18 protein-coding genes are annotated in these 21,505 nt (G+C 50.8%); 11 read left to right on the top strand and 7 right to left on the bottom strand.

Annotated features, from left to right (window positions below; all coding sequences use genetic code 11):
* Nucleotides 1-77 precede the first annotated feature (77 nt).
* Nucleotides 78-1,784, top strand: coding sequence for an AMP-binding protein (locus ACO064_RS20085; RefSeq protein ID WP_421829011.1), 1,707 nt, complete (start codon nt 78-80; stop codon nt 1,782-1,784).
* Between the two features lie 35 nt (nt 1,785-1,819).
* Here the strand turns inward: ACO064_RS20085 and ACO064_RS20080 are convergent, their stop codons facing one another.
* The gene (locus ACO064_RS20080) at nt 1,820-2,266 is read right to left on the bottom strand and encodes a LytR/AlgR family response regulator transcription factor (protein WP_421829010.1); all 447 of its coding nucleotides are present in this window, start codon (nt 2,264-2,266) and stop codon (nt 1,820-1,822) included.
* 230 nt (nt 2,267-2,496) lie between these two features.
* Here ACO064_RS20080 and cysM point away from each other — a divergent pair, with 230 nt between their 5' ends.
* The 4 genes from cysM (at nt 2,497) to ACO064_RS20060 (ending at nt 7,905) form a co-directional block, all read left to right on the top strand.
* A complete protein-coding gene (cysM, locus tag ACO064_RS20075; RefSeq protein ID WP_421829009.1) occupies nt 2,497-3,372 on the top strand; it encodes a cysteine synthase CysM in 876 nt (291 codons plus the stop codon).
* A gap of 121 nt (nt 3,373-3,493) precedes the next feature.
* Nucleotides 3,494-4,570 carry a quinone-dependent dihydroorotate dehydrogenase gene (locus tag ACO064_RS20070; protein ID WP_421829008.1) on the top strand — a complete coding sequence of 359 codons (1,077 nt, stop codon included), beginning with the start codon at nt 3,494-3,496 and terminating at the stop codon, nt 4,568-4,570.
* Nucleotides 4,554-7,079 (top strand): DNA translocase FtsK 4TM domain-containing protein, encoded by a 2,526-nt coding sequence (locus tag ACO064_RS20065; RefSeq protein ID WP_421829007.1) that lies wholly within the window; start codon nt 4,554-4,556, stop codon nt 7,077-7,079. Before ACO064_RS20070 ends, ACO064_RS20065 begins: the two co-directional genes overlap by 17 nt.
* A gap of 196 nt (nt 7,080-7,275) precedes the next feature.
* Complete coding sequence (locus ACO064_RS20060; protein ID WP_421829006.1) at nt 7,276-7,905, top strand: LolA family protein; 630 nt, start codon at nt 7,276-7,278, stop codon at nt 7,903-7,905.
* A 33-nt stretch (nt 7,906-7,938) separates the two neighbouring features.
* Here the strand turns inward: ACO064_RS20060 and ACO064_RS20055 are convergent, their stop codons facing one another.
* From ACO064_RS20055 to ACO064_RS20045, 3 genes are all read right to left on the bottom strand, one after another.
* Nucleotides 7,939-11,541: a PAS domain S-box protein gene (locus ACO064_RS20055; RefSeq protein WP_421829005.1), complete on the bottom strand. Its 3,603-nt coding sequence runs from the start codon at nt 11,539-11,541 to the stop codon at nt 7,939-7,941.
* A 133-nt stretch (nt 11,542-11,674) separates the two neighbouring features.
* Entirely contained in the window at nt 11,675-13,027 is a 1,353-nt protein-coding gene (locus ACO064_RS20050) for a hypothetical protein (protein WP_421829004.1), read from the bottom strand.
* A gap of 9 nt (nt 13,028-13,036) precedes the next feature.
* Complete coding sequence (locus ACO064_RS20045; RefSeq protein ID WP_421829003.1) at nt 13,037-13,786, bottom strand: ABC transporter ATP-binding protein; 750 nt, start codon at nt 13,784-13,786, stop codon at nt 13,037-13,039.
* Between the two features lie 309 nt (nt 13,787-14,095).
* On the opposite strand from ACO064_RS20045, the gene parS reads away from it, so the two are divergent.
* Both parS and ACO064_RS20035 read left to right on the top strand, forming a co-directional pair.
* Complete coding sequence (gene parS / locus ACO064_RS20040; protein ID WP_421829002.1) at nt 14,096-14,521, top strand: type II toxin-antitoxin system Xre/ParS family antitoxin; 426 nt, start codon at nt 14,096-14,098, stop codon at nt 14,519-14,521.
* Nucleotides 14,521-15,012: an RES family NAD+ phosphorylase gene (locus tag ACO064_RS20035; protein ID WP_421829001.1), complete on the top strand. Its 492-nt coding sequence runs from the start codon at nt 14,521-14,523 to the stop codon at nt 15,010-15,012. The genes parS and ACO064_RS20035 overlap by 1 nt, the downstream gene beginning before the upstream one ends.
* 110 nt (nt 15,013-15,122) lie before the next feature.
* Here ACO064_RS20035 and purQ read toward each other — a convergent pair whose 3' ends face one another.
* A complete protein-coding gene (gene purQ, locus ACO064_RS20030; RefSeq protein ID WP_138990006.1) occupies nt 15,123-15,812 on the bottom strand; it encodes a phosphoribosylformylglycinamidine synthase subunit PurQ in 690 nt (229 codons plus the stop codon).
* Nucleotides 15,813-16,021: 209 nt separating this feature from the next.
* Here purQ and ACO064_RS20025 point away from each other — a divergent pair, with 209 nt between their 5' ends.
* Nucleotides 16,022-17,161: an ATP-binding protein gene (locus tag ACO064_RS20025; RefSeq protein WP_421829000.1), complete on the top strand. Its 1,140-nt coding sequence runs from the start codon at nt 16,022-16,024 to the stop codon at nt 17,159-17,161.
* A gap of 10 nt (nt 17,162-17,171) precedes the next feature.
* On the opposite strand, the gene bshA is transcribed toward ACO064_RS20025, so the two are convergent.
* Entirely contained in the window at nt 17,172-18,308 is a 1,137-nt protein-coding gene (gene bshA, locus ACO064_RS20020) for an N-acetyl-alpha-D-glucosaminyl L-malate synthase BshA (RefSeq protein ID WP_421828999.1), read from the bottom strand.
* Nucleotides 18,309-18,514: 206 nt separating this feature from the next.
* Between bshA and ACO064_RS20015 the strand changes: the two genes are divergently transcribed.
* Nucleotides 18,515-19,414 (top strand): geranylgeranylglycerol-phosphate geranylgeranyltransferase, encoded by a 900-nt coding sequence (locus ACO064_RS20015; RefSeq protein WP_421828998.1) that lies wholly within the window; start codon nt 18,515-18,517, stop codon nt 19,412-19,414.
* A 78-nt stretch (nt 19,415-19,492) separates the two neighbouring features.
* Complete coding sequence (locus ACO064_RS20010) at nt 19,493-20,191, top strand: hypothetical protein (protein WP_421828997.1); 699 nt, start codon at nt 19,493-19,495, stop codon at nt 20,189-20,191.
* Between the two features lie 51 nt (nt 20,192-20,242).
* Here the strand turns inward: ACO064_RS20010 and ACO064_RS20005 are convergent, their stop codons facing one another.
* A complete protein-coding gene (locus tag ACO064_RS20005) occupies nt 20,243-20,773 on the bottom strand; it encodes a hypothetical protein (RefSeq protein ID WP_421828996.1) in 531 nt (176 codons plus the stop codon).
* A gap of 203 nt (nt 20,774-20,976) precedes the next feature.
* On the opposite strand from ACO064_RS20005, the gene ACO064_RS20000 reads away from it, so the two are divergent.
* Entirely contained in the window at nt 20,977-21,357 is a 381-nt protein-coding gene (locus tag ACO064_RS20000) for a MerC domain-containing protein (RefSeq protein ID WP_421828995.1), read from the top strand.
* Nucleotides 21,358-21,505: the final 148 nt, after the last annotated feature.

The raw sequence follows: 21,505 nt of genomic DNA, 5'->3' as shown, positions 1-21,505 counted from the left end.
TAAACGCGGACGAAAGTCCGTGGGTACGTAGGTGGTTTGAAGTTTTGTCTTATTTTTACAAAAAACATTCTAATCCCATGGAAAAACCGTTAACGGCGAAACCGTACCCCTGGCTAAAGCATTATCCGGAGGGTATTCCTGCCGACATAAATCCCGATGCCTACTCATCCCTGATCGACCTGATCGATGAAGGCTGCCAGCGGTTTGCCAGTCTACCGGCTTACGCGAACATGGATAAGCAACTGACGTTCCGGGAAATTTATACGCTTTCCGGACACTTTGCTTCGTATCTGCAAAACAACCTGAAGCTGCAAAAAGGAGATCGTGTTGCCATTCAAATGCCGAACCTGCTGCAGTATCCGGTAGCTATTTTCGGCATTTTGCGGGCCGGTCTGGTGGTTGTCAACACAAACCCGCTGTATACGCCCCGGGAAATGCAGCATCAGTTCAAGGATTCGGGTGCAAAGGCCATCGTTATCCTGGCCAATTTTGCCGCGAATCTGGAGAAAATCATCGACCAAACGGACATCAAACACGTCATCATTACCAATGTGGGTGATTTGCTCGGCTTTCCGAAGAAGCTCATTGTCAATGCCGTCGTGAAATACGTCAAGAAACTGATTCCGCCCTATCACCTGCCCCAGGCGGTTTCGCTGGCCGATGCGCTGAGCCGCGGGAGCCGTCAGCCGTTGCAGAAAGTTCAGGTAGTGGGTTCCGACATGGCCTTTGTCCAATATACGGGTGGCACCACGGGGGTTTCTAAAGGCGCCATCTTGACGCACCGCAACATCATTGCCAACACAGAAGCCGGTTGTTACTGGATGCAGATCGACCGCATGAAAACGGACCAGTGCGTGATCATTACGCCCTTGCCCCTCTACCACATTTATGCCCTCACCGTGAACGCCATGCTGGCGCTCAAGAGCGGTTGTCTGAATGTGCTCATTACCAATCCGCGCGACATGAATGCGTTCATCGATGAGATGAAGAAATACAAATTCAACATGTTTGTCGGATTGAATACGCTCTACAACGGATTGGTCAATCACCCCCGGATCAATGAAGTCGATTTCAGCCACCTTAAGATTTCGTCGGCGGGCGGCATGGCGCTGCAAACAGCCGTGGCCGAACGCTGGAAAAGCCTGAGCGGGAATGTGATTTCGGAAGGATACGGTTTATCGGAAACCTCGCCGATTCTATCGTCAAACCCCTGCGACGGCACCGCCCGGCTGGGAACGATCGGTCTGCCACTGCCAAGTACGGAGCTGAAAATCATGCAGGAAGACGGCACCGAAGCGCCGATGGGAATGCCGGGAGAAGTGTGGGCGAAAGGACCGCAGGTTTTTCCGGGTTATTACAACCGCCCCGACGAAACCGCCAAAGTGATGGCGGGAGACTGGTTCAAAACCGGCGACATCGGGGTGATGGACGAAGACGGTTTTTTCCGGATTGTCGACCGCAAGAAAGATATGATTCTGGTTTCGGGCTTTAACGTATACCCCAACGAAATCGAGGATGTGATTGCCCAGTGTCCGGGCGTTCTGGAAGTGGCCTGCATCGGTGTGCCTGACGACAAATCGACGGAAGCCGTCAAAATTTTTGTGGTCAAAAAAGACCCCAACCTCACGGCGGAAGACATTCTCAAGTACAGCAAAGACCAACTGACCAATTATAAACGACCGCGTCACATCGAGTTCCGGGCCGAGTTACCGAAAAGCAATGTCGGCAAGATCCTGCGACGGCCACTGCGCGACGAAGAACTCGCTAAACTCCCCAAAAAGTAAAAGACAGGCGGTTGAAAAACCGCTTTTTTTGTGCTTCAGGCCCTGGCATACTGCGTCGTAAGCGGAAGAAACTCCTGCTGAAAGGCAACCACCAGCCGCATGAAATGCGTAGTTTTCCGACGCGAAACTTCAATTTCGCAGCCATTTGTCAGACAGATAGTTGTACTTTTTCCTGGCCGAATTTCCTGTAGGTACAACAGGTTGATGATGCTTTTTTTGTGGGGTCTCACAAAGATTTCCGTCGGCAAACGGCCTTCCAGTTTTTTCAGCGTAAGCGATACGATCATCTCGGAACCGTCGTTAAAATGCACCACCGTGTAGTTGCCCTGTCCTTCAAGCCAGGTGATTCGGTACGCCGGGATTTTCCGGCGCTGACCCCAGAAAGGCAGGACAATGTCTGATAGGTTCAGATGACGGGTGACGGCTTGCAACTGGTACTCGGAGTAACTATTTCTGGGGGTGGAATGGATTTGTAATTTCATATACGTAGCCGTTGTATATTGATCTTCTACAAAAATGGCTCTTATTATTTGATAAATGCAATCTTTTTTCAACATTTCACCCCAAACAGCAAAAATATTTTCAACTTATTTACCGGAATGCCCTTTTGCTGCACGCCAACGCCTTTTTTAGTAACCTTTGGGCAGTTTGCAACTTTGAAAACCGGCTTCGTGTTTGTTTCAGATAGAATTTCATTCTTCGTAAACTCTTCATGGCTACTTTATTAGATTTTGTTGGGAACACCCCATTGGTTGAATTAAAGCATATTAACTCAAAGTCAGGCGTTAAGCTGTACGGAAAGATGGAAGGACACAATCCGGGCGGCAGCGTCAAGGATCGTCCGGCCTACAGCATGATTAAAGGAGCCATTGATCGCGGTGATCTTAAGCCGGGTATGAAACTGATCGAAGCCACGAGCGGGAACACCGGCATTGCACTGGCTATGATTGCCCGGCTCTACAACGTTGAGATCGAGCTGGTTTTGCCCCAGAATTCGACCCGTGAACGGATTCTGACCATGCAGGCATTCGGCGCAAAAGTGACATTGCTGGAAACGATGGAGAGTGCCCGCGATTATGCCGAGGAACAGGCCACCAAAGGCCATTATTTTCTCCTCAACCAATTTGCCAATCCTGACAACTACTTAGCCCATTACCGCACCACCGGCCCCGAAATCTGGAAAGATACTCAGAGTAAAATTACTCATTTTGTTTCAGCCATGGGCACCACCGGCACCATCATGGGAACGTCCCGGTACCTGAAGGAACAGAATCCGGCGGTTCAGGTGGTGGGCTGCCAGCCTTCCGAAGGATCACAGATTCCGGGAATCCGGAAATGGCCTGAGGAATACCTGCCTAAAATTTTTGAACCCAGCCGCGTCGATCGTGTCATAGAAATGTCGCAGGACGACGCCACCCGGATGACCCGCCGGTTGGCCCGCGAAGAGGGAATCTTTGCCGGGATGAGCAGCGGAGGGGCCGTTTTTGCCGCTCTCAAGCTCATCGAGGAACTGGAAGAAGGCGTCGTGGTCTGCATCATCTGCGACCGGGGCGACCGCTATTTGTCGTCCGATCTGTTTGGCAGTTAACCGAACAACGCACCGGACAAGCAGCGGCCGGGAATTGACTGCCGGGAAATAAATTTTTCCGGCAGTCAATTATCCATCTGGCGGCTTGCACCACATCCCGACAGTTCTGTACATTTGTGTTATGTACAAGCGCGTCGTCCTGCCTCTCCTCTTTCGTTTTGATGCTGAACAAATTCACCATTTTGTTACTTCTTTCCTGAAATTCTCGCTGGCCATCCCCGGTTTTCGCTGGCTGGCCCGTCAGTTGTTTACCGTCGACGATCCGCGTCTGAAACGGGAAGTTTTCGGCATTCGGTTTACCAATCCCGTTGGTCTGGCGGCTGGTTTCGACAAAAATGCGGAATGGGTCGATGAACTCGCCTGTCTGGGTTTTGGCTTTATTGAAATCGGTACCGTAACGCCCCGCCCCCAGGCCGGCAACGACCGCCCCCGGCTTTTTCGTCTGAAAGCTGACAAAGGGCTGATCAACCGCATGGGTTTCAACAACGAAGGTGCCAAAGCGGCTGCCAGTCGGCTACGCAAACGGCGTTCGGGCCAGCAACTGATCATCGGCGGAAACATCGGCAAGAATAAAATGACGCCGAACGAAAACGCGCTGGACGATTACCTGGCCTGCTTCCACGACCTGTTCGATACCGTCGATTATTTCGTTGTCAACGTCAGTTCGCCCAACACGCCGGGGCTGCGGGCCTTGCAGGAAAAAGAACCGCTCATGGCCCTGCTGCAGCGCCTGCAGGACGAAAACCGCCGGAAACCGGTTGCGAAGCCCATTCTGCTTAAAATTGCCCCCGACCTGACCGACAGTCAGTTGGATGATATTATCGAAATTGTTACCACCACCCGCATTGCCGGTATTATTGCAACCAACACCACCATCAGCCGCGACGGTTTACAAACCGATGCCCAGACCGTTGAAAAAATAGGCATGGGTGGCGTCAGCGGAGCGCCGTTAAAACAACGTTCGACGGAGGTGATTCGTTATCTTTGTCAACAATCGGGTCATGCCTTTCCGGTTATCGGGGTAGGCGGTATTGCCACGGCGGAAGACGCGCTCGAAAAACTGCGGGCTGGGGCCAGTTTGGTGCAGGTATACACGGGGTTCATTTACGAGGGACCTACGTTGGCTAAAGAGATTTGCAAAGTATTGGCAGAAGAGGTAGATTATAGCCATTTACAAAAAGATGAGTCAACCCATTAACCGACAAAACTCCGTTCGGAACGAGCGGCCGAAACCGCGGCCATCGTCGGTTTCGATGAAATGGCCGGCCTGGCAAGCCGACCGCCGGTCGCAATTAGCCTTTGGCGGGTTGCTGATGCTGCTGGCCCTTGGGCTAACCGTAGCCTTCTGCTCCTACTTGCTCACCGGTCAGGCCGACCAGAGCGTGCTGAGCAAAGTGTCTGATGCGCCCCTGCGGGAATCGGGCACCGAAATGCGGAATTTTCTGGGAATTCTGGGGGCCTACATCGCCCACGTGTTCATTTTCCGCTGGTTCGGAATTGCCGCCCTCGGCATTCCCATCATCCTGTTTCTAGCGGGGTGTAAGCTGGCTTTCAATTTCGAACTGCTGCCATTGAGCCGCACAACCAAAGCCGTGCTGTTTTACATGACCTGGATCAGCGCGCTGGCTGGTTACATCGTTCTGGCCACCGACTCCGTCGGGCAGGGCAGCGTCTGGTGTGGCGGCATTGGCTACGAAGTAAACGTCTGGCTCTATAACCTCATTGGCTGGGGCGGTCTTGCCATCATCGGGTTTGCGTTATTCGTCTTTCTCGTTTTTTTCTACGGAATCACCAAATTACCGTCGATCTCGCTGCCCCAAAGACCGGTTTCGGCCGCCAAATCAGCTTATGATAGCGATGACGACGATCCGGAAGAGGAGGACGAAGATGATGTAAAGGACTTTATCGACGTCAAACCGGCTACCAACGGCGTTCCGAAACCGGTAGCCACCCCAATGCCAGCCCCGATTGCCGAAGTTCCGGCGGAACCCCAACCCGAGCTTCTGAATGGACACGCGACCGAACTGAAACCCGAAAAGGTGAATGGATCGGGACCACCCGCTAAAAAACCGCTGACGTTTACCATTGCCGATACAACGCCGGTCGAACCGGCTTCCGAGTCGCCCCAACCCGTTGCGGAAGCATTTGCCGGACCAACAGACGAGGTGGACGAGGATGCGTTAAAACTGCACGGTCTGTATGACCCGACGCTCGATCTGCCCCGGTATCAGTTTCCGACCATCGAATTACTGACCGAATATCCGGAAAATAAAAAGGCCCAGGTTTCGGCGGAAGAACTGGAAGCCAACAAAGACCGGATTGTGGATACCCTCCAGAATTATGGCATCACGATCGACAGCATCAAGGCGACCATCGGACCAACCGTTACGCTGTACGAGATCATTCCGGCGGCCGGGGTACGGATCTCGAAGATTAAAAGCCTGGAGGATGACATCGCCCTGAGTTTGGCGGCACTCGGTATTCGGATCATTGCGCCGATGCCCGGCCAGGGAACGATCGGGATCGAGGTGCCGAACAAAAACCGGGAAATGGTGGCGATGCGGTCTGTGATGACCACCGAAAAGTTTACGAAAAGCAATTTCGAGCTGCCGGTTGTGATGGGTAAAACCATTTCCAACGAGATTTACGTGGCCGATCTGGCCAAAATGCCCCACCTGCTCATGGCCGGTGCCACGGGACAGGGAAAATCCGTCGGGTTGAATGTGTTGCTGACGTCGCTGATTTACAAGAAACACCCGTCGCAGCTCAAACTCATTCTGGTTGATCCGAAAAAGGTGGAATTGACGCTGTTCAATAAGCTCGAACGGCATTTTCTGGCCCAGTTGCCCGACAGCGACGAGCCGATTATTACCGATACGAAAAAGGTGGTCAATACGCTCAACTCGCTTTGTATCGAGATGGACAACCGGTATAACCTGCTCAAAGACGCGCAGTGCCGGAACTTGAAAGAATACAATGCCAAGTTCATCCAGCGCCGGTTGAACCCGGAAAAAGGACACAAGTTCCTGCCGTACATCGTGCTGGTGATTGACGAGTTGGCCGACCTGATGATGACGGCGGGCAAGGAGGTCGAACAGCCCATTGCCCGGCTGGCGCAGTTGGCGCGGGCCATCGGGATTCACCTGGTGGTGGCCACCCAACGGCCTTCCGTAAACGTCATTACGGGCTTGATCAAGGCCAACTTCCCGGCACGTCTGTCGTTCAAGGTGACGTCTAAAATCGACTCCCGGACCATTCTGGATACGGGCGGTGCCGAGCAACTGGTCGGCATGGGTGACATGCTGTTCTCCTCCAATTCCGACATTGTCCGGCTGCAATGTCCGTTTGTCGATACCAACGAAATTGAAGACATCTGCGAATTTGTGGGCAGCCAGCGCGGGTATGATTCGGCGTATAACTTGCCCGAATTTGCCGGTGATGATTCGGGAAGCAGCGAAGAAAAAGAAATTGACCTCGAAAACCGCGATCCGATGTTCGACGAAGCGGCCCGTCTGGTGGTCAATCACCAGCAAGGCAGCACGTCGCTTATTCAACGCCGGTTAAAGTTGGGCTACAACCGGGCCGGTCGGCTCATCGATCAGTTGGAAGCCGCCGGTATTGTGGGAGCCTTTGAAGGCAGCAAAGCCCGCGAGGTGCTGATTCAGGATATCCATACGCTGGAGGAAGTTCTGAAAAATATGAATTAGGCAGTCATGCAGGCGGATAAGTGAATGGAGAGGTCGTGACGAGGTCATTTCTTTCTATTTACTTCTCCGCCTTTCTGTTGGGTCTTTCTTCTATTTATTAAACTTTTTCCCATAAATCTTGTCTACCTACAAAACGGTCAGCAACTTTGCGGGCGGTTTTGAAGAATTACCCGAAATTACGTAAAAGACGATACACATGAAAAAATTAGCCTTGTTGTGGGCATTGGTTATTGGATTTTCGCTGCCTTCGGTGGCGCAAAAAGATAAAAAAGCATCGGACGTTTTGGATGCCATGAGTGCCAAATACAAAGCACTGAATTCTTACAAAGCCGCCTTTACCTACACGGGTGAAGGAAGTAATTACAAAGGTGATTTAACGGTAAAAAAGAACGCGTTTCGGTTGAAACTGGCGGGCCAGGAAGTCTTCACCGACGGCAAAACGATGTCTACCTACATCAAGGAAACCAACGAAGTGAACGTCCAGGATTACGACGCCGGTGCTGCCGGAGACTTCAATCCGACGAAGATCTATTCCATCTACAAGCAGGGGTACAACTACAAATACATCGGCGAGCAGAAACAGGGCGGCCAACCCGTTGAAGTGGTGGAACTGACCCCCGAAAAGAAAAGCACCCAGATTGTTAAAGTACAAATCTCCGTCAACAAGAAAGACAAGCAGGTGAAAGGCTGGAAACTAACCGACAAAACCGGTAAAGTCACCAGTTATACAATTGATAAATTCACCCCGAACGTGGCCGTAGCCGATACGTACTTCGTTTTTGACAAGTCTAAGTATCCCGGCGTTGAAGTGGTGGATTTGCGGTAAGGACGACTCCACCGGCCTGGGCGGGCAGTTGGTTTACGGTTCCGGGTCAGCATCCGGATTACGCTCACCGGGATGCTCAGGTGCGTTCGCGGTCTTCGATTCGGCTGCAAGCCATACCCTAAACAGAGAAGCCAGGGATTCTTCCACGATGGGTTTGGTAAGGAAATCGTCCATCCCGGCCACCAGACACTTCTCCCGCTCCCCTTTCACGGTTCCAGCCGTAAGGGCAATAATCGGAATGCGCCGGTCTTTCTCCAGTTCCCGAATCCGCTGCGTGGCTTCGTACCCGTTCATCAACGGCATCTGAACATCCATCAGAATCAGGTCGGGCGCTTCCTGGATGTAGGACTGAACCGCTTCCACGCCGTTAGCCGCTTCGAAAATGCGCGCGTTCGGGGCAATTCGCCCAATGATGACTTTCGCCAGCAACAGGTTAATCTTATTATCCTCCACGATCAACACCTTCACAGCTTGGCTATCAACCTCGGTCGAGCGGGCGGGCGATGTCGGCACGGGCTTTTCTTCCTGCTGAACCAGCCGGTACAGTGCCTGGTACAGTTCCTGCATTTTGATGGGTTTCACCAGCCGTTGGTTCACATCCAGCGACTCACAGGCTTTGATGATTTTTTCGTCATCCGACGAACTATGCAGAAAGATAATGGGCTGCTCGCCGGGCGACGGCGAAAAGGTAGTCCGTATTTTCTGAATCGTTTCCAGCCCATCCATGTAAGGCATGTGGTAATCCATCAGAATGACATCGTATTTTTTATGACGGCCCAGCAATTGAAGCGCTTCGAAACCGTTACTAACTTCCTCTACTTCAATGTCTTTCAATAGAAACATTTGCCGCAAAATAAGGCGGTTGTGCGCATTGTCATCCACGATCAGCACAGAATTGATCGGGAGGTTATCGCGCCAGACGATTGCCTCCCCCGGTTCCGCCTTAAGCCTGATTTCGAAGAAAAAGCAACTTCCTTCGCCGGGTTTACTTGTCAACTGAAGCTGGCTTCCCATCAGGCCCAGCAGTTTATTGGAGATGGTCAGCCCCAGGCCGGTTCCACCGTATTTTTTCGTCGTGGAAGGGTCTTCCTGGGAAAAGGCATCAAATATCCGCTCCTGCATTTCCGGTTTGATGCCAATACCGGTATCCCGTACTTCAAACCGAAATGTAACGTGGTCTTCTGCAACATCGCTTAAGGCCGTGATTTTCAGTTCAATTTCACCCTTCTCAGTAAATTTCACAGCATTCCCCAGCAAATTGACCAGCACCTGTTTCAACCGCACCGAATCGACAAAGACAAACCGGGGGAGGTCAACGGAAAGATTTAATAATACTTCCAATCCTTTGTTCTGGGCCTGATAGGTGATGGTGTCGGCCACCTGGCTGCTGATCTCGTAAACATCCGTTTTTTCAATCGCCAGTTCCAGTTTTCCGGCTTCGATTTTCGAGAAATCCAGGATGTCGTTGATGATGCTCAACAAGGTATTGGCCGATTGGTTGACGATGGACAAATACTGCTGCTGCGTGGTATTCAGGGCGGTTTTCAGCACCAGATCCGTAAAACCGATGACTCCGTTGAGCGGGGTTCTGATTTCATGACTCATGTTGGCCAGAAATTCTGACTTTGCCAGGCTGGCCTGTTCGGCCATACCCTTCGCTTTTTTCAGTTCATCGCGCTGCAGACAAATTTCGGTAATGTCCTGGGTAAACATCATGATTCCCCCAATGGAGCCATCGAACTGGTACCACGGCCGGACTTCCCAGCGCAGATACTGGTCGTGATCCCATCCCTCGGGGCGCCAGATATCCTCCTCATTTTTTTCAATAGCACCGTTGACACAGCGGGAATGGATTGCCTTCCATTCGGCCGATAAATTAGGGAAAACGTCATAATGGGATCGGCCGAGGACACTGCCTGATAAATGATATTCCTCCATCCAGCGGTTGCTGACGGCGATGTACCGAATTTCCCGGTCAAGCATCGCCACAGCCGCCGGGGCATGTTCGACAAAAGCCGCCAGTCGTAGCTTTTCGTTGAGCAGTGCCTGTTCCGCTTTCTTTCGTTCATCAATGTCCTGAAACGTGCCATATAAGCGTACGCACTTTCCGTCCCGGTATTCGGGCGTACCCAGCGCCCGAATCCATACGGTCCGTCCTTTCGCTGTAACGATCTGTAATTCTACATCATAGGCTATCCCTTCCTGAACAGAACGGTTTACGGCTTCCATAATCTGCTCGTAATTTTTCCCTTTGAAGAAAGATACGGCCGCATGAAAATCCGGGACATAGTCTTTTGGCACCTCATGAATGGCTTTGGTTACCGCTGACCAGTATACAGTTTCCTGAACAACATTCACTTCCCAGGTTCCGATCCGGGCCACCTCATTCGTTTGTTCCAGTATTTTTTTGGTCCGGTTCAAATCCGCTTCCAACTGGTGTCTGCGGGTAATGTCGATGGCATTACCGATCACATACGTATGGCCGTTCAGCTCTTTTTCCAGGATATTGTTGAACAACCAGATCAGCAACGACCCGTCTTTGGTGAGCGTGTGCATCAGCCCGCTGGCCCGACCGGTTTTGCTGATGGTTTGCAGGTACGCGGAAAGTGCCGCCTGGTGAACTTCGGGAACAATATCGGACAAGCGCAGGCCAACTAACTCGGCCGGTTCGTACCCCAGAGCGTGAGCACCGGCACTGTTGACGGTGAGCAGTTTTCCCTCCAGGTCATGAATACACATGAGGCCCTGGGAGTTTTCAAAAAACGAGCGGAATTTGCTTTCCGACTGAAATAACAGACGCTCTTTCTCCTTCTCTTCGGTAATGTCGCGGGCAATGGCAAACAGATACCCGGTGTCGGGTTCGGGCGTGGCCACCCATTGCAGGTTCCGGTAGGTGCCGTTTTGGCAAAGAAACCGGTGGGCAAAATTAATGGTCGACTTGCCCGATGCCAGTTGGGCGATTTCTTTCTGCGTAGCCTGCAAGTCATCCGGGTGAACCAAATCAAAAAAAGAAGTCTGCAGCAGATAGGATTCATCCCATCCCAACACATCATGAAAAGCCGGGTTGAGTTTTTTAAAATAACCGTCGGTACCCGCCACACAGATCAGGTCATTTGACAGCGCAAAGAGGTTGCCCAGGTATTTCAGTTCCTGGTTCTGGCGATGTTTAATAATCAGTTCAATAACCGCGTCACCCAACAACCGCAACGATTTTTGCTGGCTTTCGGTGAGTTGTCGGGGAATTCGATCCAGTACACAGAGCGTCCCCAGCGCATAGCCATCGGAATCAGTCAACGGGTAACCGGCGTAAAACCGGATGTGGGGATCCGAAGTGACCAGCGGATTTTCTTTAAAGCGCGTATCACGCGTGGCATCTTCCACTTCGAAGATTTCACTATTCAGAATGGCATACCGGCAAAAAGCAATATCCCGGCTGGTTTCTTTCAGGTCAAGGCCAACCCTCGATTTAAACCATTGCCGGTGGTCGTCGATGAGTGATACCAACGAAATCGGAACCTGGCAGATCAGGGATGCCAGTTCGGTCAGCCGGTCAAATTCCTTCTCGGGAACCGTGTCCAGAATCTGGTAACGGTGCAAGGCTTTTACTCTTTCAGGCTCATTAATTGGAATTGGCATGGCATTCAATGCGTACAATGGCAGTGTATAAAATTACCGTAATTAACAGCATTTTCCAGGCCAAGTTACTAATATGCGCAATTTGTACACTTAATAAATCCGAATGAATGGCTTATATATTTCTTCTTTATCTTTATTCCCGGTCTACGAACACACTTTTGTAAATTCTGTGAATCGCATTGCGATCCCGGGGCAAAATAGAACGGAATACATACCCAACAGCAAGCACCAGACCCAGGCAGAGGACGAAGGTCGTCACTGCGGTTTTCAGCGCCAGACCGGTTGCGATTAGTAAAAGAAAATTGATAAAAATACTCCACCCGCTTACATTACTTTTTGTCTGACCAAAACTCAGGCTGTTGTGCACCCGGAACGCTTTATACTGCGAAAAAAGAAGGCCATTCAAGCTGAAACAAGCCGTACTGATGAGGTAAAAAGAGAGTAGCTCCCCACTGAGCAGGTTTAAGAAAGCAAGAACACTGACGGTTACGATCAGATCGATCAGAACAGGAACGATAAAAAGCTGAAAATAAATCAAATACACCTCCGAGCGACTCCCTAACGAACCGTTGATCCACAAAGCGGGGAAGAAACCCCAGCTATTATTGGCCACATAATTGAATACGATGATTGGAGAAACGTATAAGAGAAGCACAAAGTTGGCCATTGAAAAATCACTCGCCGACATCTTTGATGAAAACAACAGAAATAGGGCTTTCATCAAGATTCCAAACGCGAAGGCTTTCCGCGCCTGGGCATTGTTGATGAAGGCCGTGTAAACCGGCGACAGATAGTTTGTCTTGATGTTTAATACCGCCGACTCCGTTCTTGCCAAAGCAGCCCGATCCACTACATACAAGAGTATACTTTGGCTGGCTAAAGCAACACTCAAAATAAGAAGCAATCCGGTCGGATCGAATCGCCAATGCCAGGCCGAAAAACCGATCAGTACACTCAGTAGTCCCCAACTCAAAAGGAATACCGCTTGCCGACGGTGCGTCACTTCAAGGAACGCTTTTAACTGTTGAACAAAAACCACGGCGTTGCCCAGCAGCAAAAGTGAAGACACCAGATGCGCGTTGGTATACGTTTTCGAAAACGCGTTCAGGATAAAGAAAAGCAGGCCCGAACCAACCACCGAAACCGTAAACGCATCATAAAACAGCGTTGCGATCCACTGAGAGCGATATGGAATCGGAAAGGTTTTTGAAAACAGTGTTGACCGTTGTGTGTAGGTCGGAAAAAATTCCACCCACATCCACTGTCCACAGACGACACCGTTACTGATCAGAATGAGATTGTTGGGATTAGCGCCCATTTTGTCAGAAGTGGCGGCCCAATCAATCAACCAGCCCGTCGCACCCGCGCTCAACGCCAGAGCAGCCATGAAAACAATTTGCAAAATCAGTCCGGTAATCGACCCGGCATTCCGGAAGGAGCCAACGAACCGCCGACGCAAGGCGAAAAAGAGGATGGGAAGCATCATTCGGGGAGGTTAGAGCCAGTCGAAAGTGGTTTGCTTGGTCTTCGGTACTAAAATGTCGAACAGAGCTTCACTGATGACTTTGGTACCTTGTTCGGTAAAGTTTGCCAGCTCGCCGTCAAATTTGATACGGGTCTCATCCAGCACCAGGATGCGCGTGGCGATTTCTTCCAGGTAACTCAGGTCGTGGGACGCAACCAGGATGATGCGGTCGGCCCGCCGGTAGGTTTGCAGGAAGGAAATCAACTGCCGGACGGCTATGGGGTCGAGACCGGCAAACGGTTCGTCCAGGATCACCACCGATGGGATGTGAAGAATCGCTCCACAGAAACTAATCTTTTTGATCATCCCCGTCGAATACTGGCTAATCTTCTTTTTAAGGACGCCGGGTTCGTCAAAAAAGAAATTGGTCAAGTCGGTCGAGCGTTTTTGAAACGTCGCGTCATCGAGCTTGTGGATCAACCCCATGAATCGCAGGTAGTCCGCACCGGTAAATTCAGGCACGGGCGGAATGACGTCGGACACAATGCCCAGCACCCGTTTCAACGGCAAGCGGTCGCCCGTTAACTCTTCCTGATTGAAGTAAAACTGTCCGCTATCGGGCGCAATCAGGTCGATCAGGCAATTCAGAAAGGTGGTTTTTCCCGATCCGTTTTTGCCCAGCAACCCAATCACATCGCCACCCCGAAAGGTCAGATTGAGAGCGTCGAGCACGGTTTTTCCCGAATAGGATTTACGGAGTTCTTTAATGACCAGTTCCATCGTGAAAGAAAGTAGTTGTGTGGGTCAACGGCGGGGTTTGACAAAGTTGGGCTTAGTTATCAGACGTATTTTGTCCAAAAAAGTCACATCTCATTCCCTTTAATTTGATAACCGTTTGAGCAAATAGTTAATAAAGTAACTCCAACCCACGGACCGGTATCCAGAAAGTTATAAACGCGAAAAACCAGCCACATGAGCCGACTTATTGCAGTCAATAACCGGACGGCTTAATGCAAAATAAAATACGGGATCAATTTACGAGCAATCTCAAATGATTCTTATATTGCAATCAAATGATTCTACATTGACATGCCAACGTCGACAGAGCCAAACCCATTGATAGAAACGCCGGTAAACACTTCACTCACGGCACTTCAACTCATTGATCGCTCACGCCAAGGGCTGTCGGGCACTGAAGCCGGGCGGGTTGCTGGTTTATTGGGGGTTTCGGACAAAGAAATGGCCCGGCTCCTGAATCAATCCGTGGCAACCTTTCACAGACAGGCTAAAATCAGCCGACTCGATGCGGCTACGTCAGAACGACTGTTGTTATTGACTCAATTAGCCACCTACGGAGCAACCGTTTTTCAAGATCAGGGAAAGTTTACACGCTGGCTGCGACGACCGCTGCGACTCCTGGCTGAACGCTCCCCTTTAGATTTACTCGACAGCACAACCGGCGTTCAGTTGGTTGAAGATATCTTGGGAAGAATCGAATACGGCGTTTTCAGCTAATGCAACCATCCGTAAACCGGTTATACCGCATCCAGTCGGATTCGCATCGTGACACCATTCTGGACGGGATTGGCGCTCAACTGCGGGGAGGCCGTTGGAACCGGAAAGGCCGACCGATGATTTATACGGCCACAACACCCGAACTCTGTTTTCTGGAATACATCGTACACCTCGAGGGGACACCTTTAGCCGATTTGCCACCCCTAATCCTGTGCGAAATCAAAATTCCGGACAATGCGATTACATTTCTGAGAACAGATCAGCTACCGGTCGGCTGGAACGATCCGGAGGTTACACCAGCGGGTTTAGCGCAATTTACCGACGCTCAATTCCGGCAACATGGTACATTGTGTCTGGCTTTGCCATCGGACGTAGTACCGCTGTCCCCTTCGCGGAATGTATTGATCGATCCACTTCACCCCTTGCGTGCTGAATGTCAGATTATTCGGATTGAATCCTATCCAATCGACCCTCGCTTACCAACCGCTTAAGTAAACGGTCGATTTAGTAACCCGAATTCAAAAACCGGTATCCGGAAGTTTATAAACGCGAAAAGTCGGCTCCTGTGGCCGACTTTTCGCGTTTATAAACTTCCGGATCGTTACACCAGAACCGTATTCAGCAACTGCTCCAGAATCAGCCGCCCGTCGGTATTGCCCAACAGCGAATCGGCCGCCCGTTCGGGGTGGGGCATCAGGCCGAACACGTTTTTGCGTTCGTTGGCGACGCCCGCGATGTTGTCCAGACTGCCGTTCGGATTGGCTTCGTCGGTGATGTTTCCCGCTTCGTCGCAATACCGGAAAATGATCTGATCGTTGTCGTTCAGTTCATTCAACGAATCGGCATCGATGAAATACCGGCCTTCACCGTGGGCAATGGGAATTTTATAGGCCCGATCGTCCAGACCGGCGGTCAGCAGAACACTTTTCGACTGCGGACGGAGGTAGATATTTTTGCAAACGTATTTCTGGTTGGTATTCCGCAACAGAACGCCCGGAACAAGCCGTGCTTCGGCCAGAATCTGGAAACCGTTGCAGATGCCCATCAGGTAACCACCCCGCTCGGCGTGTTTGATCACCTCGTTCATGATGGGCGAAAACCGGGCGACAGCCCCCGTGCGGAGGTAGTCGCCGTAGGAAAAACCGCCGGGCAGAATGATGAAATCACAGCCCTGCAAATCGTGGTCTTTGTGCCAGAGTTTGACGACATCCTGTTTCAGTTGATCACGCAGCGCGTCGACGGCGTCGTCGTCGCAATTGGAGCCGGGGAATACTACTACACCGAATTTCATACGTTCTTGGTTTGGGGCAAAGTTAACACTTGTCGGGCAAAAAGTTGTCAATAACCGCTACTTCTGAATACATAATCACATTGTACCACAAATCCACGTCCCTGGTTTTTGTCAATATACGCAGAATTAAAGCCTAATTTTATCAAACTAATTTTGTCAACTATCTGAATTATTACTAATTTAGTCTTTTAACTAACTGAATTATCATTTTGATTTACCATCGTACGATATTTCCGGCCTTGCTCGAGCAGCTTAGGAGCAACAAGGTTCTTGTTATTACGGGTACCCGCCGGGTTGGCAAAACGGTGTTGCTGCGTCAGATTCAGGAGCAAACTTCCCTCCGAACGCTGTGGCTCAATGGCGAAGACTTTGACGTACAAGCGCTCCTGGCGCAACGGAGTGTAGCTGCTTACGGTCGGCTGCTGGGAGATACCGAGTTATTACTGATCGACGAAGCTCAAGCTGTTCCGGAAATTGGGCGGATTTTGAAATTGATGATTGATGCCTTCACCAGTCTGACGATTATGGTTACAGGCTCATCCGCTTTCGATTTAACCAATCAGACGGGGGAGCCTCTGACGGGCCGACGACTGCACTTTGATTTGTTTCCACTGGCTCAACTCGAACTGGCTGCCAAAGAAAATAGTCTCCAAACCCGCCAGCAGTTAGAAGACCGGCTGGTGTTTGGTTCCTACCCGGAGGTCGTCAACCTGAACACATCGGCTCAGAAAACCGATTATCTACGGGAGTTGGTGAACTCGTATCTGTTGAAAGACATTCTAATGTATGAGCAGGTCAAAAACTCCGCAAAACTCCTGCAATTGTTGCAACTCATTGCCTTACAGGCTGGTAGCGAGGTATCTTACGATGAACTGGCCCGGCAATTGGGCATCAACAAAAATACCGTTGAACGCTATTTAGACCTTCTGGCCAAGGTATTTATCATTTTTCGACTGGGCGGTTACAGCAACAACCTGCGAAAAGAGGTTACCAAAAGCTCAAAGTGGTATTTTTTCGACAACGGTATTCGTAACGCTTTGATTTCAAATTTTGGACTGTTGCCGCAGCGCCAGGATATCGGGGCGCTTTGGGAAAACTACCTGACCGCCGAACGTCGGAAAGCCAACAGCTACTTCCGTCGGGCGGTAGAATCTTACTTCTGGCGTACCTATGATGGACAGGAAATCAATCTGCTCGAACAGCAAAACGGTCAACTCGCAGCTTTTGAGTTTAAATGGCAACTCAATCGAACCGTGAAAATCCCCGGAGCTTTCGAAAAAAACTACCCTGACGCAACTTTCACAGTTCTCCACCAAGGTAATTATTTGGATTTTATTGCCCCAAATTGACCTTTAGCCATTAGATCAGCGCCCGGCTTTCCATCACCACCTTTTCGTAATACGCTTCGTAGTGCGGCAGAATGCGCGAAATTTCAAACTCCTTCGCCCGCTCCAGCGCGTTGTGTTTGAAGGTCGGCAAGTTGTTGTCATCCAGGATGTACAGCGCATTTTTCACCATATCGTCCACATCGCCGACGTTGCTTAAAAAACCGGTCACACCGTGAACGTTCAGTTCGGGCAGCCCACCGGCGTTCGACGTAATGAGCGGCACTTCGCAGGCCAGCGCTTCCAAAGCCGCCAGACCAAAACTTTCGTTTTCGGACGGCATCAGAAACAAATCGGCCACCGACAAAACTTCCTCGACGGCATCCAGCTTGCCCAAAAACCGCACGTCCTGGTAAATGCCCATGTCGCGACACAGTTTTTCGATCCGCGCCCGCTCCGGACCATCGCCGGACAGCAGCAGTTTGCTGGGTATCTCCTGATTGATTTTAGTAAAGATCTCGACCACGTCGTCGATGCGCTTCACCCGCCGGAAATTCGAGGTGTGAACAATCAGTTTCTCGCCATTCGGACAGATCGCCATTTTGAAATGGTCTTTCTTCTGCCGCTTAAACCGGTCGAGGTCGATGAAATTCGGAATCACTTCGATGTCCCGGCGAATGGCAAACTGATCGAGCGTTTCCTGCCGCAGATGCTCCGAAACCGCCGTTACGCCATCTGATTCGTTGATGCTGAACGTTACCACCGGTTCGTACGACGCATCTTTGCCCACCAGCGTGATGTCGGTTCCGTGCAGCGTGGTGACGAAAGGAATGTGCCGCCCCTGCGCCCGCAGAATCATTTTGGCCATGTATGCCGCCGATGCATGCGGAATGGCGTAATGAACGTGCAGTAAATCCAGTTTTTCGTATTGGACGACGTTCACCATCGCGCTCGCCAGCGCCGTTTCGTAGGGAGGAAACTGAAAGAGCGGATACGTCGGTATATTTACTTCGTGATAGAAAACGTTTTCGTTAAAAAAGTCCAACCGGGGCGGTTGCTGGTAGGTAATGAAGTGAACTTTGTGACCGGCTTTGGCCAGGGCCTTGCCCAGTTCCGTTGCCACCACACCGCTTCCCCCGAACGTCGGGTAACACACTATGCCAATTTTCATATAGTCGTAAGATGATGGAAGGACTGAGGGAGGGAGTAACCGAGTAACAGACACCCGTTCACACCTTCGCTCTTCCAATCAGTTCCCATAACATCAATTCCGGTCGTTTGTGTTCACAAATTTGGTTGGACAGAGAAAGATTTTAGCGGAGCCGGTGATTCGGCCCGGAAACCGTATCTTTGATTCACTGATTTTCCCTTTCGGTTATGACCCCAAAAGTCCGGAGCCATTCGCCCCGCGCGGGTACTCCGCCATTTTACGTATACATCCTGGGGTTCCTGCGGTTGATCCGGGTGCAAAACCTGCTCATCATCGTCGGTACGCAGTATTTTGCCCGAATCACCCTCATTGGCCCGCGCGACGACTGGACCGGTCTGCTCCTGGAGCCGAAGCTCTTTCTGCTTTCACTCTCAACGGTTTTGATTGCCGCAGCGGGTTACATCATCAACGATTATTTCGACATCAAGATCGATCTGATCAACAAACCGGATCGGGTCATCATCGGGCGGTATTTGAAACGGCAGATTGCGATGGGATTACACCAGGGGATGAATTTTCTGGGGGTCGTGATCGGTTTTTACCTCAGCAAATGGGTTTTCGTCGTCAACGTCCTGTCGGTCACACTGCTGTGGTTTTACTCGTCAAACTTTAAACGCCAGCCGTTTATCGGGAATTTTATCGTGGCTCTGCTGACCGCGTTATCGCTGATTGTGCTGGCGGTTTTTTACCGGCAACAGGTCGATTTGCTGCTCATTTACGCGCTCTTCTCCTTCGTCATCACGCTGGTTCGGGAAATTATCAAAGACATGGAAGATGTCAAAGGCGACGCCCGCTTCGGTTGCCGGACGCTGCCGATCGTCTGGGGTCTTCGCCGAACCAAGCAGTTGCTGTACAGTATCATTGCCGCCTTCATTCTTTCGCTGTTTACCATCGCCCATTCACTGCAAAACGAGCAATTGTTCTGGATGTTCGTCATTCTGCTGGTGCCCATTGCGTGGCTCGTCTACCGGCTGGTTCGGGCCGACACCAAGCGGGATTTCGCCTACCTCAGTTCGCACTGTAAACTGATCATGCTCATTGGGGTCGTCAGCATGGCCTGGGTCTAACATCCGTTCACTCAATCCTTTGTTCCGGTCTGGCAAATTTTCCGTAGTTTACCGGTTTCGTAACGAACCCTATTTTCTATGAAAACTTTGCTCTTCTTTTTCGCCTTCAGTTTAATCGCCACTCTTTCTAACGCTCAGGAATGCCTGGGAATCAAATTCAAACCGGGAACCAGCTACGAAATGCAGTCCTACAGCGCCAAAGACAAGCCAACCGGCCGGATGATATACACCATCAAGGATGTCAAAAGTGAAGGCAGTTCCACCTTGATCAGCATCGTCATGCAGTCGTTTGACGACAAAGACAAACCGGCCCCCGAAATGGCGGTGAAGTATACCTGTACGGGGGATGAACTCATCGCCGATCTGTCGGGTGTGGTGCTGGCCACCAACGACGCAATGAAAGACATGGAAGTGCGGATCAAAACCAACAAACTGGTTTATCCCAAACAATTGAGCGCGGGCAGCACTCTGGCCGACGGTGAACTGGAAGCCGAGACCTACAGCAAAGACACCAAAATGATGGACATGTCCATCAAGGTTGTCAACCGGAAAGTAGAAAGCAAAGAAAGCCTGACAACACCCGCCGGAACGTTCGAGGTTTATAAAATCGGTTCCGACCTTAATCTGGTCAATCGGATGATGGGCATTCCCGTCCGGGTTTCGTTCCGCTCCGTCAGCTACCGGGCAGCCGATGTGCTGTTTGATATCAAAACCGAGACCTATAACAAGAATGGCAAACTGAAAGGGTATACGGTATTGAGTAAAGTTGACCATTGACGATGGACCATTGACAAACGACGGACGATGGTCAATGGTCCATCGTCATTTTCACTGCACCGTCAGATCGAAGTCCAGATTCACATCGTCGCTGCCCGGTGTTGGCGTGCCATCCTTCGCATTGGGCTGGTGACGGAGCTGTATTTTTAGTTTTCCGACCCCGGCGGCATTCGTTTTAAACGTGCCTTTCAAACCGATGGGCAGGTTATTGGCGTCCTTGTCGCCGTAGGTGTAGGTTGCCAGGGTCGCCGGCGAAACCGTAAACACAAACAAATGCTCGTCGCTTTCTTCGGCTACTTCTTTTGAAATATCATCCGTGGGCGTTTTGCTCTCGTCCAGTAATTCCACCGCCAGTTCGTAGGTTTTGCTGGGTTTCAGCACGATTTTGTCAAATTGCGTGGCCGCCTGTCCCCCATCGCCGTCGGTATCCCGGTATGTAAACGTCTGGGTCGTTGTTGTCCCTGACTCCGTAAATTTCAGGTTGACAGTTGTAATTAACTCGTTCTCATCGGCCGGTTCGGGCTCATCGGCTTTGTCATTACAACCCGCTAATAACACCATCGACGCTGCCAGTGACAGCATCCATCCCCATTGACGTGTTCGTTTTGCCTTCATTCTTCAATGTTCTTTCGTTTGTTTCAGCCGACGGTCGGTCAGCAATCCGGCAGCAAAAGTATTCATTCGCAACAAGGTTGCAAAAATAAATGCAACTTTATTGCAAATAATCTTGATCGGTACAAAACCATCTGTTTATTTTGCAATGATTACTGAGAAAACGGACGACTATGAAATTAGGAGAGCTAGGCAGCAAGGCGGATTACATCGGCATTAGCGGATCGGTATTGTGCATCATTCACTGCCTGATCACGCCGATTCTGCTCGTATCGTCGTCTTTCCTGGCCAACGACACGGTTCGGGTCGGCTACCTCAGTCTCGATTATGTCTTCATTGGTGTCAACATCGTGGCGGTTTATTTTGCCACCCGGCATTTCACCACACCCGCCATCAAAGCCTGTCTGTGGTTTTTCCTCAGTGTTTTTGCCGTGGCCATCGTGCTGGAAGATGTCAGCGAAACCTTCGAATACCTCGGCTATGTAGCTTCTTTGGGCCTCGTTCTGACCCACCTCACCAACATCCGGCTTCACCGCCTGCGCCACGCGCATTAAGCAAACGAGTCCTTTTTGACATACGGTTAATGGTCTTTTGACCCAAAATTAGCGGATTTCCATTCGTTGACCCAGGCGTTTATCCCGTAGGGATTGAACAGCGCAGCGTCGGTAGCCCCAAAGACCAACCGTTCTCTCCGCGTGCCGT

The organism is Larkinella sp., from assembly GCF_965227735.1.
Classification (GTDB): Bacteria; Bacteroidota; Bacteroidia; order Cytophagales; family Spirosomataceae; genus Larkinella.
This window is presented reverse-complemented; position numbering and strand designations above follow the sequence as displayed.

What these genes read in the sequence shown, in the direction of transcription:
- purQ (WP_138990006.1), bottom strand. Translation starts at nt 15,812, where the DNA reads ATGAAATTCGGTGTAGTAGTATTCCCCGGCTCCAATTGCGACGACGAC.
- ACO064_RS20085 (WP_421829011.1), top strand. Translation starts at nt 78, where the DNA reads ATGGAAAAACCGTTAACGGCGAAACCGTACCCCTGGCTAAAGCATTAT.
- cysM (WP_421829009.1), top strand. Translation starts at nt 2,497, where the DNA reads ATGGCTACTTTATTAGATTTTGTTGGGAACACCCCATTGGTTGAATTA.
- ACO064_RS20045 (WP_421829003.1), bottom strand. Translation starts at nt 13,786, where the DNA reads ATGGAACTGGTCATTAAAGAACTCCGTAAATCCTATTCGGGAAAAACC.
- parS (WP_421829002.1), top strand. Translation starts at nt 14,096, where the DNA reads ATGCCAACGTCGACAGAGCCAAACCCATTGATAGAAACGCCGGTAAAC.
- bshA (WP_421828999.1), bottom strand. Translation starts at nt 18,308, where the DNA reads ATGAAAATTGGCATAGTGTGTTACCCGACGTTCGGGGGAAGCGGTGTG.
- ACO064_RS20065 (WP_421829007.1), top strand. Translation starts at nt 4,554, where the DNA reads ATGAGTCAACCCATTAACCGACAAAACTCCGTTCGGAACGAGCGGCCG.
- ACO064_RS20015 (WP_421828998.1), top strand. Translation starts at nt 18,515, where the DNA reads ATGACCCCAAAAGTCCGGAGCCATTCGCCCCGCGCGGGTACTCCGCCA.
- ACO064_RS20000 (WP_421828995.1), top strand. Translation starts at nt 20,977, where the DNA reads ATGAAATTAGGAGAGCTAGGCAGCAAGGCGGATTACATCGGCATTAGC.
- ACO064_RS20005 (WP_421828996.1), bottom strand. Translation starts at nt 20,773, where the DNA reads ATGCTGTCACTGGCAGCGTCGATGGTGTTATTAGCGGGTTGTAATGAC.
- ACO064_RS20035 (WP_421829001.1), top strand. Translation starts at nt 14,521, where the DNA reads ATGCAACCATCCGTAAACCGGTTATACCGCATCCAGTCGGATTCGCAT.
- ACO064_RS20070 (WP_421829008.1), top strand. Translation starts at nt 3,494, where the DNA reads ATGTACAAGCGCGTCGTCCTGCCTCTCCTCTTTCGTTTTGATGCTGAA.
- ACO064_RS20060 (WP_421829006.1), top strand. Translation starts at nt 7,276, where the DNA reads ATGAAAAAATTAGCCTTGTTGTGGGCATTGGTTATTGGATTTTCGCTG.
- ACO064_RS20050 (WP_421829004.1), bottom strand. Translation starts at nt 13,027, where the DNA reads ATGATGCTTCCCATCCTCTTTTTCGCCTTGCGTCGGCGGTTCGTTGGC.
- ACO064_RS20055 (WP_421829005.1), bottom strand. Translation starts at nt 11,541, where the DNA reads ATGCCAATTCCAATTAATGAGCCTGAAAGAGTAAAAGCCTTGCACCGT.
- ACO064_RS20080 (WP_421829010.1), bottom strand. Translation starts at nt 2,266, where the DNA reads ATGAAATTACAAATCCATTCCACCCCCAGAAATAGTTACTCCGAGTAC.
- ACO064_RS20010 (WP_421828997.1), top strand. Translation starts at nt 19,493, where the DNA reads ATGAAAACTTTGCTCTTCTTTTTCGCCTTCAGTTTAATCGCCACTCTT.